Source organism: Pseudomonas sp. R11F (assembly GCF_050312575.1).
Classification (GTDB): domain Bacteria; phylum Pseudomonadota; class Gammaproteobacteria; order Pseudomonadales; family Pseudomonadaceae; genus Aquipseudomonas; species Aquipseudomonas palleroniana.
Genome location: NZ_JBNPJU010000077.1, coordinates 53,905 through 66,873, shown reverse-complemented (window position 1 = coordinate 66,873; position 12,969 = coordinate 53,905). Strand labels below are relative to the sequence as shown.

The following is a 12,969-nucleotide window of genomic DNA, read 5'->3' as shown; positions in this document are numbered from 1 at the left end:
CGTTTCTGTAGTGAGCGGGCTTGCCCCGCGCTGGGCGGCGCAGCCGCCCTAACAAAGACGCCGTGGTGTGTCAGAAAGACCGAGGTGCCTGGATTTGGGGTGGCTGCGCCACCCAGCGCGGGGCAAGCCCGCTCGCTACATAAACCAGCTTTTTCCAGCGGGAACAAGCTGTTACTGTACCGATCATAAAGCCCAAGCCGCCTGGATCGGATCTCTGCCTTGAAGCGTCCCCTCCTTCTACTAATAAGTCTGGCCTTGAGCTTTGCTGCGAACGCGACGATTACCGAGAGCCACGGTTACGCGCAGTTCGGCACACTCAAGTACCCGGCCAAATTCACCCACTTCGATTGGGTAAACCCTGCAGCGCCCAAAGGCGGTACGTTGCGGGTGATGGCATTTGGCACGTTCGACACGCTCAACCCCTACACCTTCAAGGGCAGCAGCCCGGTTTCCACCGCCAATTTCCTGCAATACGGCGTCAACGAGCTGAACGAGCCGCTGATGGTCGGCACCGGCCAGTACGCGCCGTCCGGGGATGAGCCCACGTCCAGCTACGGCCTGATCGCGCAATCGGTGGAGTACAGCGAGGACCGCAGTTGGGTGGTGTTCAATCTGCGCCCCGAAGCCCGCTTTCACGATGGCAAGCCGATCACGGCGTATGACGTGGCGTTTTCCTACCGTACGCTGCTGACCGAAGGCCACCCGCAATACCGCACCAACTTGCAGGAAGTGGCGCGGGTCGACATTCTCAATCGTCATCGTATCCGCTTTGTCTTCAAGCGCGCCGGCAACCCGCTGCTGATCCTGCGCCTGGGCGAGTTGCCCGTGCTGCCCCAGCATTACTGGAAAAACCGCGACTTCAAGGCCACCACCTTCGAGCCGCCACTGGGCAGCGGGCCGTACCGCATCACCAAGGTCACGCCGGGGCGGCAACTGGTGTTCGAGCGGGTCAAGGACTACTGGGGCAAGGACCTGCCGGTCAACCAGGGTTTCTACAACTACGACAAGGTCGAAGTGGAGTTCTACCGTGACAGTGACGTCGCGTTCGAAGCCTTCAAGGCCGGCGAGTTCGACATCTATATCGAGCACCAGGCCAAGAACTGGGCCACGGGCTACAACTTTCCGGCGGTCAACCGAGGCGACGTGATCAAGGCGCAGATCGCCCACCAGATCCCGACCCAAAGCCAGGGGTTGTTCATGAACACACGGCGGCCGACTTTCAGCCAAGCCAAAGTGCGCGAAGCCCTGGGGCTGATGTTCGACTTTGAATGGACCAACCGCTCGCTGTTCAGCAGTGCTTACAAACGCAGCGTCAGTTACTACCCCAACAGCGAGTTTTCGGCGACCGGTGTGCCGGTGGGGCATGAATGGCTGATGCTCTCACCCTACCGCGAGCAGTTGCCGGCGCCACTGTTCACCCAGCCGTTCAGCCTGCCGCAGACCGATGGGCGTGGCATCCCCCGTGACACCCTGCGTCGTGCCTTGGCATTGCTCGCAGATGCCGGGTGGAAGCTGTCGGGGCAACGCTTGCTCGACAGCCAGGGGCAGCCGCTGCGCCTGGAGATCCTGCTGGTCAACCCGAACCTGGAGCGCATCCTGCAGCCCTATGTCGAGAACCTGATCAGCATCGGCGTCGACGCCCGCCTGCGCACCGTTGACCGGGCGCAATACAAGCAACGCCTGGATCAGTTCGACTTCGACATGATCCTGATGACCCTCAACCAGACCTTGAGCCCGGGTCTTGAGCAGTGGCAGTACTTCCACTCCAGCCAGGCCGCGATCAAGGGCAGCAAGAACTATGCAGGCATCGCCAACCCCGTGGTCGATCACTTGCTGGAACAACTGCTCGCCGCGCAAACCCGCGAGGAGCAACTGGCCGCCGGCCGGGCGCTGGACCGGGTGCTGCTGTGGCAGCACTACAGCATTCCCAACTGGTACCTCAACTATCATCGACTGGCCTACCGCAACCGGTTCGCCTTTGTCACCACGCCGCCCTACAGTCTGGGCCTGAGCGCATGGTGGCTCAAAGCTTCGGAGAAAGCCCAATGATGTCTTTGCGTACGGCACTGCTTGGCAGCCTCTTGCTGTGTACCGCGGCCCAGGCCGCGCCGCAACATGCGTTGACGCTCTACAACGAGCCGCCGAAGTACCCCGCCGACTTCAAGCACTTCGACTACGTAAACCCCAATGCGCCCAAGGGCGGTACTTTCCGCGAGTCGGCCATGGGCGGCTTCGACAGCCTCAACCCCTACATCAGCAAAGGTGTGCCCGCCGATAACATCGGCCTGGTCTATGACACCCTGGCCATGCAGAGCCTGGACGAACCCGTCACCGAATACGGCCTGGTCGCCGGCAAGATCGAAAAGGCCCCGGATAACAGCTGGGTACGCTTCTATCTGCGCCCCGAAGCGCGCTTTCATGATGGGCAGCCGATCCGCGCCGACGATGTGGTGTTCACCTTCCAGACACTGCTCAAGGACGGTTCACCGATCTACCGCACCTACTACGCCGACGTTGATGAAGTGGTGGCTGAAGACCCATTGCGCGTGCTGTTCAAGTTCAAACGCACCAACAATCGCGAGTTACCGCTGATCCTCGGGCAATTGCCGGTACTGCCCAAGCATTGGTGGGCGACCCGCGACTTTTCCAAGGGCAACCTGGAAATCCCTCTGGGCAGCGGGCCGTACAAGGTCGTCGAGGTCAAGGCCGGACGCATGATTCGCTATGAGCGGGTCAAGGACTACTGGGCCAAGGACCTGCCGGTCACCCAGGGTTTCTACAACTTCGACAGCCGCATCACCGACTATTACCGCGATAACACCGTCGCCCTGGAAGCGCTGAAGGCCGGGCAGTTCGATTACTGGCTGGAGATCAGCGCCAAGAACTGGGCCAACGCCTACAACATTCCGGCGGTCGCTCAAGGTCGGTTGATCAAGGAAGAGATCCCCAACGGCAACCCCACCGGCATGCAGGGTTTTGTGTTCAATACCCGCAAGCCCATGTTCCAGGATGTACGTGTGCGCAAGGCGATCAGCCTGTTGCTGGACTTTGAATGGAGCAATAAGCAACTGTTCAACGGCGCCTATACCCGTAGCCGCAGCTACTTTGAAAACTCGGAAATGGCCGCCACCGGTCTACCCGGCCCGGACGAGCTGGCAATTCTCGAACCGCTGCGCGACAAGATCCCGGCCGAGGTCTTCACCCAAGCCTTCGAACCGGCCAAGACCGACGGCAGCGGCATGATCCGCGCCCAGCAACGCGAGGCTTACCAATTGCTGCAGCAGGCCGGCTGGAAGATCGTCAACGACAAAATGGTCGACACCACCGGCAAACCGGTGACCATCGAGTTCCTGCTGGCCCAGACCGAATTCGAACGGATCCTGCTGCCCTTCAAGCGCAACCTCGCCGATTTGGGCATCGACCTGGTGATTCGCCGGGTCGACGTGTCGCAGTACATCAACCGCCTGCGCTCGCGCGACTTCGACATGCTGGTGGGCAGCTTCCCCCAATCCACATCGCCCGGCAACGAGCAGCGTGAGTTCTGGAGTTCCCCCAGCGCCGACAAACCCGGCAGCCGTAACTACATGGGCCTCAAGGACCCGGCGGTCGACCAATTGGTCGAAGAGTTGATCAACGCCGACTCGCGCAAAAGCCTGGTCGCTCACGCCAAGGCGTTGGACCGCGTGCTGCAGTTCGGCTACTACGTCATTCCCAACTGGCACATCAAGACGTTCCGCGTCGCCTACTGGGACCACCTGGGCCACCCCAAGGTGCCGCCACGCTATGACGTCGGCACCATCACCTGGTGGGCTAAACCCAACGTCAAGCCCGCGGTTTCCCTGGACACGACTCAAAGCGCCGACCCGGCGAGCGGAGGCAATTGAATGCTGGCCTATATTGTTCGCCGCCTGCTGCTGATCATCCCCACGCTGTTCGGCATATTGCTGATCAACTTCATCATCATCCAGGCCGCCCCCGGCGGCCCGGTGGAGCAGATGATCGCCAAGCTCGAAGGCTTTGAAGGCGCCACCAGCCGTATTGCCGGCGGTGGTGCCGAAGTCTCCGTGGCCGGCTCCAGTTATCGGGGGGCCCAGGGGCTGGACCCGGCGCTGATCAAGGAAATCGAGAAGATGTACGGCTTCGACAAATCGGCGCCGGAACGCTTGTGGATCATGGTCAAGAACTACGCCCGGCTGGACTTCGGCGACAGCTTCTTCCGCGATGCCAAGGTCATCGACCTGATCAAGGAGAAGATGCCGGTGTCCATCTCCCTCGGGTTGTGGAGCACGCTGATCATGTACCTGGTATCGATCCCGCTGGGTATCGCCAAGGCCACGCGACACGGCAGCCACTTCGACGTGTGGACCAGTTCGGCGATCATCGTCGGCTATGCGATCCCGGCGTTCCTCTTCGCCATCCTGCTGATCGTGGTGTTTGCCGGCGGCAGTTACTTCGACTGGTTCCCGTTGCGCGGCCTCACCTCGAACAACTTCGATGAGTTGAGTTGGGGCGGCAAAATCCTCGATTACTTCTGGCACCTGGCACTGCCGATCACCGCGCTGGTGATCGGCAACTTCGCGACCATGACGCTGCTGACCAAAAACAGCTTCCTCGACGAGATCAACAAGCAGTACGTGATCACCGCCAAGGCCAAAGGCCTGACCCACCATCGTGTGCTCTACGGCCATGTATTCCGTAACGCGATGCTGTTGGTCATCGCCGGTTTCCCGTCGGCCTTCATCGGGATTTTCTTCACCGGCTCGTTGCTGGTCGAAGTGATCTTCTCCCTCGACGGCCTGGGCCTGATGAGCTTTGAAGCGGCGATCAACCGCGACTACCCGGTGGTGTTCGGTACGCTGTTCATCTTCACCCTGCTGGGGCTGATCGTGAAGTTGATCGGCGACCTCACCTACACCCTGGTCGATCCGCGCATCGACTTCGCCAGCCGGGAGCATTGAGATGAACCTGTCCCCCCTCAATCGCCGCCGATTCGAGCGGTTCAAGGCGAACAAACGCGGCTGGTGGTCGCTGTGGCTGTTCCTGATCCTCTTCGTGCTCAGCCTGGGTGCGGAACTGATCGCCAATGACAAGCCGCTGGCGGTGCATTTCGACGGCGACTGGTACTTTCCAGCGCTCAAGCGCTACCCCGAGACGACCTTCGGCGGCGAGTTCCCGCTGGAGGCCAACTACAAGAGCCCGTACATCCAGGAGCTGCTCAAGGCCAAGGATGCGTGGACCTTATGGGCGCCGATCCCGTTCAGCTACCAGAGCATCAATTACGACCTGAAGGTCCCGGCGCCCGCACCGCCGTCAAGCGTCAACCTGCTGGGCACCGATGACCAGGGCCGTGATGTCCTGGCCCGGGTCATCTACGGGTTCCGGGTGTCGGTGCTGTTTGCCCTGACCCTGACCGTCCTCAGCTCGATCATCGGCGTTATCGCCGGCGCGTTGCAGGGGTTCTACGGCGGCTGGGTCGACCTGGCCGGGCAGCGTTTCCTGGAAATCTGGTCGGGCTTGCCGGTGTTGTACCTGCTGATCATCCTCGCCAGCTTCGTGCAGCCCAACTTCTGGTGGCTGCTGGGGATCATGCTGTTGTTCTCCTGGATGAGCCTGGTGGACGTGGTGCGCGCCGAGTTCCTGCGCGGGCGCAACCTGGAATACGTCCGCGCAGCCCGGGCGCTGGGTATGCAAAATGGCGCGATCATGTTCCGCCATATCCTGCCCAACGCCATGGTCTCGACCATGACCTTCATGCCGTTCATTCTCACCGGCGCCATCGGCACCCTCACGGCCCTCGACTTCCTCGGCTTCGGCTTGCCGGCCGGTTCGCCGTCCCTGGGCGAGCTGGTGGCCCAGGGCAAATCCAACCTGCAAGCGCCGTGGCTGGGGATGAGTGCCTTTGCCGTGCTGGCGATCATGCTGAGTTTGCTGGTGTTTATCGGCGAGTCCGCTCGCGATGCCTTCGACCCGAGGAAATGAGATGAACCAGGACAATCTGATCGAAGTCCGCGACCTCAGCGTCGAGTTCGTCACGGGCAATCACCATCACCGCGTGGTGAACAACGTCAGCTTCGATATCAAGCGTGGCGAAACCCTGGCCCTGGTCGGCGAAAGCGGCTCGGGCAAGTCGGTGACCGCTCACTCGATCCTGCGCCTGCTGCCCTACCCGCTGGCGCGGCATCCGTCGGGTACCATTGCCTATGCCGGGCAAGACTTGCTCACGCTCAAGGAAAAAACCATCCGGCATATTCGCGGCAACCGCATCGCGATGATCTTCCAGGAACCGATGACCTCGTTGAACCCGCTGCACTCCATCGAGAAGCAGATCAACGAAGTGCTTGGCCTGCACAAGGGGCTGACCGGCAAAGTCGCCACCCGGCGTACCCTGGAATTGCTTGAACTGGTGGGCATTCCCGAGCCGCACAAGCGCCTCAAGGCCCTGCCCCACGAATTGTCCGGCGGCCAACGCCAACGGGTGATGATCGCGATGGCGTTGGCCAACGAGCCGGAGCTGTTGATCGCCGACGAACCGACCACGGCCCTCGACGTCACGGTGCAGTTGAAGATCCTCGAGTTGCTCAAAGAACTGCAAGCGCGCCTGGGCATGGCGCTGCTGCTGATCAGCCACGACTTGAACCTGGTGCGACGCATCGCTCACCGGGTGTGCGTGATGCAGCAAGGTTGCATCGTTGAACAAGCCGACTGCGAGACACTGTTCGAGTCGCCCCGCCACCCCTACACCCAGGAACTGCTGGCCGCCGAGCCCAGCGGCGGGCCGGTTGCCAATGAAGTCGGGCCGCCGTTGCTGGCAGTCGATGACCTCAAGGTCTGGTTCCCGATCAAGAAAGGCTTTTTGCGCCGCACCGTCGATTACGTCAAGGCGGTGGATGGTATCCATTTCAACCTGCCCCAGGGGCAGACCCTGGGCATTGTCGGCGAGAGCGGCTCAGGCAAATCGACCCTGGGCCTGGCGATCTTGCGGCTGATCGGCAGCCAGGGCGGCATTCGCTTTGAAGGCCAGCAGTTGGACAAGCTCAGCCAGCAACAGGTGCGCCCGCTGCGGCGGGAAATGCAGGTGGTGTTCCAGGACCCGTTCGGCAGCCTGAGCCCGCGCATGTGCGTCAGCGAAATCGTCGGCGAAGGCTTGCGTATTCACAAGATGGGCACGCCGGCTGAACAGGAGGCGGCGATTATTGCCGCACTCAAGGAAGTCGGCCTGGACCCGGAGTCCCGCCATCGCTACCCCCACGAGTTCTCCGGCGGCCAGCGCCAACGCATCGCCATCGCCCGCGCCCTGGTGCTCAAGCCGCGCCTGATCCTGCTGGACGAACCCACCTCGGCATTGGACCGCACGGTGCAGCGCCAAGTGGTCGAGTTGTTGCGCAGCCTGCAGGCCAAGTACAACCTGACTTACCTGTTTATCAGCCATGACTTGGCGGTGGTGAAGGCGTTGAGCCACCAACTGATGGTGGTCAAGCATGGGCAGGTGGTGGAACAAGGCGAGGCCGGGACGATTTTTGCCGATCCGCAGCATGCGTACACCCGGCAATTGCTGGAGGCGGCGTTCCTGGTGCCACCTCCCGTTAATCAGTCAGGCCAATAGAGCGCCGCGTGGCAGCGTATCGTGTGATGCACAAGGCTTGAATAAGCCCACCTTTTGTATGAGCCTGTTGCCTGCTCATTCCAATTCTTTCAGGGAGCGCCTGCCATGACCGCCGCTACAGCACCGTTTTTCTGGCGCGACCCTGCGTTGGCGTTCATTGAGGCGCGCACTATTGCGGACGGGCGCAAGGTGACCTACAGCCGGCATGCGCACGAGCATTTTTCGATTGGGGCAATCACCACCGGACGCAGCTATTACCACTACGGTACACAGACCTTCGAGATCGACGCGGGCACGGTGGTCCTGATGAACCCCGGCGACGTGCATGCCTGCAACCCCATCGACAATGAGCCGTGGTCCTATCAGATGCTGTACATCGATACGCCCTGGCTGACTGACCTGCAGTACCAACTGGGCTTCAGCACCGACCAGGGTTACCGGCCGTTCAATACGCCCTACGTGCGCGATCCGCTGCTGTATCGCGGCCTGCTGGAGTTGTACCGGATACTGGTGGATACACAGGCTGAACATCTGCAAAAACAAAGCGCGCTGGTGAGTTATTTCACCGAAGTCCAACAGCGCCTCAACCCTGCGGACACTCCGGTACGCGAGGTCAACCACAAGCTGGAACGGGCGGCCGACTACATTCGCACGCACTGCACGCAAGCCTTGAAACTGGAAGACATCTGCCTGGCCGCCGAGCTGTCGCCCTCGTACCTGATCCGCGCCTTCAAGCAGTATTACGGGCTGACGCCCCATGCCTTCCTGATCAACCAACGCATCCAGTTTGCCCGCGCCCAACTGCGCCAGGGCAAGCTGATTGCCGATGTGGCACTGGCGGCGGGCTTTGCCGACCAGGCGCATTTCCAGCGCGCCTTCAAACAGCACTTCGCCGCCACGCCTGGCCAGTACCGCGACCGGCTCAAGCCATCAGCAAATAACCCACACTGGCCACCAGCAACGCGGCCATTGAACGGTTGAACAGGCGCACACCCTGCGGGTTGCCGAGGTAACGACGCAAGAACGTGCCGGCATAGGCCCAGCACGCCACCGACAGGTAGCAGATCACCAGATAGAGCGCCGCGAACAGCCAGACCTGCGCGGCGTCGCCATCGGCCACAAACAAGCCCATGCCCGCGACACAGGCCAACCAGGCTTTCGGGTTGAGCCACTGCATGATCGCGCCATACAGCATCGACGGTGCGGTAGCCGTACCCTCAGCGTCCAACCGGCCATCGTCCACGGCCAGTTTCCAGGCCATGTACAGCAGGAAGGCCACACCGCCCCACTGAATCAATTGGGTGAGGATGGGCCAGCGCAACAGCACCTCATGCAACCCGAGGCCGATCAGCACCAGCAACAAAGTAAAACCCACGGCGGCGCCAAATACGTGCTTCTGACTGGCGGCGAAACCGAAGCGCGCACCGGAACTCAAGGCGACCACATTGACCGGGCCCGGCGTAATGGAGGTCGCCAAGGCGAAGGCGGCCATGGAAATGATCAAGCTCATTGCGATTCCCTTTAGGTGGTGACGATCAAGATGACGTTACGTTAAAGGGCAAGGCACGCGCGGTATTGAAGAAAATCACCCTCTGGCGCCGAACAGCAAGGCGCTGTTGCTTCAACGCTGTGAAGGAATGCGGATATCCCCGTCACGGCACTGGGTCTTGACGCTGCGTGGGCAGCCGGCGAACGCCAGATCCTTGGTCAGGCACACGCGCACTTCCGACAGCACCTTGCCTTTACAGATCACCGCCAGCCCGTGGTTGCCCATGCGTGGGTTGCTTTCGCGAAACAACGCCTCGATCGCTTGGGCCGGCAATGACGCCGGCGAGTTGAGCGGCTGCAGCTGTGGCGGAATATTCACCACCCCCAGCGCGGCGTCGGCCTTTTCCAGATAGGCCAGCGGCTCAAGCCCGGAGCACGTGCCATGCTTGGCCCATTCATGCTTGATCAGTGAACGGCTGGGGAACAACGTGGCGCCCTTGTCCATGGCTTGGCGGTTCAGCGACGACGGCGAGTCGCACGAGGCCGGCCACCCGCCCCGTGCGTATTGCGGCCACAAACCGTGCAGTACAAAGCCGTACCCCTTGCCCGAACACTGCTCGTTGTCCGGGTGCGTCAGGCAAAAGGTCGGCGACCACGACAACGACAACACATAAAAATCAAACTCCCCCGCCTGCCCTTGGCTGCGCGGAGCCGCCACGGCCCCCGTGGCCAGCACCAGCCATAACAACATCCAGTATTTCATCTGCGTGTTCCTTGAAAAAAGCTGACTTTAGTACGACGACTCGGGATGAACGGGGTTACGTTGCAACACCTGGTCAAGGATTTGATCGGTCTTCAATGCTTCGATGGCCAACGAGGGGTGCTGCGCCTCCCCGCGAATATGCGCATTCATGCCCAGCACGTGATGCCATTGGATATGCGCGTGGCACGGCACGGTCAGCACTTCATGGGCCTGCGCTTCAAGACGTATCGGCTGGTCTTCGAACACCGAAAAGCAGATGCGCCCATGGCTGCCGATCAACTCGACCCGGTCTTCGCGCCGGTCCGCCACAAAGTTCCAGGCGCCCATGCCCAGCGCACCCGAAGCGAAGCGCCAGCTGGCGGTCACCGCGTCCTCCGCGGCATAACGGCCGGCCTGGCGCGCGGTGAACCCGGCCACATCGACAATATCCCCGGCCAGGTACTGAAACAGGTCAAAACCATGGCTGGCCAGATCGGCAAAGTAGCCACCACCGGCAATCGCCGGGTCGGTGCGCCAGTTGGCCGGGTTGGTATCCGCTGCGGCGGCCGGCTTGCACAGGGTCCAGGTCAGATGACGCAACTCACCGATGCGCCCGGTCTGCAGCCAATCGCGCACTTGCTGGAAGCGCGGTAAGGAGCGTCGATAGTAGGACACAAACAAATGCAGCCCGGCGCGCTCGAAAGTGCGCTGCATCAACGCGCTCTGCCCGGCATTCAACGACATGGGTTTCTCGACGCAACAATGCTTGCCGGCTGCCGCCACCATCAGGCTGTATTCAAGATGGCTGTCGGGCGGTGTGGCGATGTACACCGCATCCACCTCGGGGTCGTTGATCAACGCCTGGGCGTCGGTGTAGTAGCGAGCGATGCCATGGCGTGCCGCATAATCGCGCACCGCTTCGACACGTCGCCCCATCACCGCCACCAGCGCCGAACCTGGCGCTTTGTAGAAAGCGGGTCCACTCTTTAACTCAGTGACACTGCCACAGCCGATCATGCCCCAGCGTACGGTACTCATCTGCCTTCCTCGTCCGTGTTGTCCAGCGAGCAGTATCCACATCCCCTGATGCAAGTGCCACAGCCGCCCAGCATGACAATTGCATTACACTTTGATGACAGTCATCTCGCTACGGAGCTTCACACATTGAAAACACGCGCAACCGTCATTTGCGCACATGAGGGGCATATCCTCTTCGTGCGCAAAGTCCGATCAAAATGGGCCTTGCCGGGTGGCAAGGTCGAACCCGGCGAACGCCCAGTGGGCGCGGCCGAGCGGGAGTTGCACGAAGAAACCGGATTGAAGGTCGACGGCCTGCTCTACCTGCAAGAACTGAAAACCAGTGACACCGAGCACCACGTGTTTGAAGCCTCAGTGATCAACCTCGCGGACGCGCGGCCCTGCAACGAAATCATCGATTGCCGGTGGCACCCCTACACCGCCGTGGACGACCTGGACACCACCGACGCCACGCGGCATATCGTCAAAGCCTTCCTGCGTCGCCTCTGACCCTTGCATAACTGTCTCTACGCCCTGCCGTTCGACAAAGGAATTGACGAACGCGGCAGCGCCATCAGCCGTTCCCGCAGCAATGGATAGGTAGCCACCCCGCTCAAGAACGCGGCTTACTCCCCAGCCCTTGCGTCATCTTCTCCCTGGCCTTCCCCTGCCCCCGCTGATAAAGCGCCTCAACCAATTTCTGCCGCTCATCCTGAGGCAAATTACTCGCAAACTGCGCCAAGGTATCGTCCACCAACGCCCGAAGCGCAACATCCGCCTCACGTGCCTTGGCCAATTCAGACACCAGCACCGCGCGGTCCAGCGTCGGCGCCTCCAATTGCTTGATCACCCCCAGACGGGCTTCACGACCCGCCATGATCAACGGCTGGCTGTCGGCACGGTTGTGGCGCAGCAACTGACGCAACTCCTTACGCCGCTCGACCGGCAACTTGAACATCGCCTGGCGCAGACCATGCTGGTTGACCACCGCCTCGGCAGGCGCGGCAACGGCCATCCAGTGATAGAGGCCGCCCGCCACCCCGCCAATCAAAAATACGTTGAGCAACACCGAGACGACCAACCACGGCTTAAGGGTTTTGGCTGTCATTGCTCGGTTTCCTCGGCGTTGACGGTAAACACGACGTCGGCATCGCCTTGATCGAAGACGCTGGGCAACACTTCGGATGACAACATCGGCAGCGGCACGCTCATCGACGCCACCAGCACCCCGGCAGCGATACCGGCAATGCCCACGCCCACCAGACCGGCCGGTGACAACCAGTTGGCATAGCGCGACCAGAATGACCTGCGTTGCACAGCCGACTGACGAATTTGGCGCACCAGTGCGGGGTCGACGGGCGCCAGCTGATGGCTGTCCATCTGCTGATCGAGCCAACTCGCCGCACTCAGTGCTTCGCGGGCGCCAGGGTCGCCGCTGTCGAGCAAGGCGCGGGCCGCCGCTTGATCGGCAACGGGCCAGCGGTGCAGGCTGGCGCCGTAGGCATCGGCCAGGTAAGCAAATCGTTCAAGTGTCATGGTGTTCCCCTTCCTGGGCGGGCGAGCCCGGGTGTGTCGGCAAGTTGACTGCGCAACTGGCGGCGGGCCCGCGACAGCAGGCTCTCCAGTGCCTCGACGCTGATATTCATCAGGGCCGCGGCGTCGATGTTCGACAGCTCCTGGTAATACTGCAACACGATGGCTTCGCGCTGACGCTCCGGCAAAGCCGCCAACGCGGCGGCCATGCGGGCGCTGCGCTGGCTGGTTTCCAACTGTTCCTCAGGGGACGGTGCGCTGTCCGCCAGCTCCAGCACCTCGTCCTCATTCAACGGGCGTTCTCTGCGTCGACGCAAGCGGTCATGGCACAGGTTGAGCGCCACTCGGTGCAGCCAAGTGTCGAAGCGCGCTTCACCGGCACGCCAACTGGCCGCCTGGCGCCAGATTCGTAGAAAACTTTCCTGAGCCACGTCTCTGGCCTCGTCGGCATCCCCCAACAGCCGGCCGGCAAGCGCCAGCAACCGCGGCAGCTTGCGCGTCACCATTTCATTGACCGCGGCGGCTTCGTTGTTGCCGATACGTGCCAGTAGCTCAACGTCCGGATCAGTGTCTTTCAATCGGGTAA

General features: G+C 61.6%; 13 protein-coding genes. 7 read left to right on the top strand and 6 right to left on the bottom strand.

Translation table 11 applies throughout. The features are described 5' to 3' along the window. Window positions 1–219: 219 nt before the first annotated feature. The 6 genes from ACQRBV_RS24640 (at window position 220) to ACQRBV_RS24615 (ending at window position 8,584) form a co-directional block, all read left to right on the top strand. Entirely contained in the window at window positions 220–2,049 is a 1,830-nt protein-coding gene (locus ACQRBV_RS24640) for an extracellular solute-binding protein (RefSeq protein ID WP_411985549.1), read from the top strand. Then, complete coding sequence (locus ACQRBV_RS24635; protein ID WP_411985550.1) at window positions 2,046–3,884, top strand: extracellular solute-binding protein; 1,839 nt, start codon at window positions 2,046–2,048, stop codon at window positions 3,882–3,884. The genes ACQRBV_RS24640 and ACQRBV_RS24635 overlap by 4 nt, the downstream gene beginning before the upstream one ends. Next, complete coding sequence (locus ACQRBV_RS24630) at window positions 3,885–4,958, top strand: microcin C ABC transporter permease YejB (protein ID WP_060757143.1); 1,074 nt, start codon at window positions 3,885–3,887, stop codon at window positions 4,956–4,958. Between the two features lies 1 nt (window position 4,959). Then, window positions 4,960–5,979, top strand: coding sequence for an ABC transporter permease (locus tag ACQRBV_RS24625; RefSeq protein ID WP_017738565.1), 1,020 nt, complete (start codon window positions 4,960–4,962; stop codon window positions 5,977–5,979). A 1-nt stretch (window position 5,980) separates the two neighbouring features. Then, window positions 5,981–7,603: an ABC transporter ATP-binding protein gene (locus tag ACQRBV_RS24620; RefSeq protein ID WP_411985551.1), complete on the top strand. Its 1,623-nt coding sequence runs from the start codon at window positions 5,981–5,983 to the stop codon at window positions 7,601–7,603. 105 nt (window positions 7,604–7,708) lie between these two features. After that, entirely contained in the window at window positions 7,709–8,584 is an 876-nt protein-coding gene (locus tag ACQRBV_RS24615; protein ID WP_090371542.1) for an AraC family transcriptional regulator, read from the top strand. Here ACQRBV_RS24615 and ACQRBV_RS24610 read toward each other — a convergent pair. The 3 genes from ACQRBV_RS24610 to ACQRBV_RS24600 all read right to left on the bottom strand — a co-directional run bounded on the left by ACQRBV_RS24610 (window position 8,526) and on the right by ACQRBV_RS24600 (window position 10,871). After that, the gene (locus tag ACQRBV_RS24610; RefSeq protein WP_161549477.1) at window positions 8,526–9,113 is read right to left on the bottom strand and encodes a LysE family translocator; all 588 of its coding nucleotides are present in this window, start codon (window positions 9,111–9,113) and stop codon (window positions 8,526–8,528) included. The two genes, ACQRBV_RS24615 and ACQRBV_RS24610, sit on opposite strands and share 59 nt — an antisense overlap. Window positions 9,114–9,224: 111 nt before the next feature. Then, the gene (locus ACQRBV_RS24605) at window positions 9,225–9,854 is read right to left on the bottom strand and encodes a ribonuclease T2 family protein (RefSeq protein ID WP_411985552.1); all 630 of its coding nucleotides are present in this window, start codon (window positions 9,852–9,854) and stop codon (window positions 9,225–9,227) included. Window positions 9,855–9,881: 27 nt separating this feature from the next. Continuing rightward, complete coding sequence (locus ACQRBV_RS24600; RefSeq protein ID WP_161549475.1) at window positions 9,882–10,871, bottom strand: Gfo/Idh/MocA family protein; 990 nt, start codon at window positions 10,869–10,871, stop codon at window positions 9,882–9,884. A 126-nt stretch (window positions 10,872–10,997) separates the two neighbouring features. Between ACQRBV_RS24600 and ACQRBV_RS24595 the strand changes: the two genes are divergently transcribed. Further along, on the top strand, window positions 10,998–11,360 hold the full coding sequence (locus ACQRBV_RS24595) for an NUDIX hydrolase (protein ID WP_060757149.1): 363 nt from the start codon (window positions 10,998–11,000) through the stop codon (window positions 11,358–11,360). Window positions 11,361–11,463: 103 nt separating this feature from the next. Here the strand turns inward: ACQRBV_RS24595 and ACQRBV_RS24590 are convergent, their stop codons facing one another. The 3 genes from ACQRBV_RS24590 to ACQRBV_RS24580 are packed head-to-tail and all read right to left on the bottom strand — an operon-like array spanning window position 11,464 to window position 12,961. Further along, entirely contained in the window at window positions 11,464–11,958 is a 495-nt protein-coding gene (locus ACQRBV_RS24590; RefSeq protein WP_060757150.1) for a periplasmic heavy metal sensor, read from the bottom strand. Beyond that, window positions 11,955–12,386, bottom strand: a complete 432-nt coding sequence (locus tag ACQRBV_RS24585; RefSeq protein ID WP_060757151.1) for a hypothetical protein — start codon at window positions 12,384–12,386, stop codon at window positions 11,955–11,957. Before ACQRBV_RS24585 ends, ACQRBV_RS24590 begins: the two co-directional genes overlap by 4 nt. Beyond that, window positions 12,383–12,961 (bottom strand): RNA polymerase sigma factor, encoded by a 579-nt coding sequence (locus ACQRBV_RS24580; protein ID WP_411985553.1) that lies wholly within the window; start codon window positions 12,959–12,961, stop codon window positions 12,383–12,385. Before ACQRBV_RS24580 ends, ACQRBV_RS24585 begins: the two co-directional genes overlap by 4 nt. Window positions 12,962–12,969 lie beyond the last annotated feature (8 nt).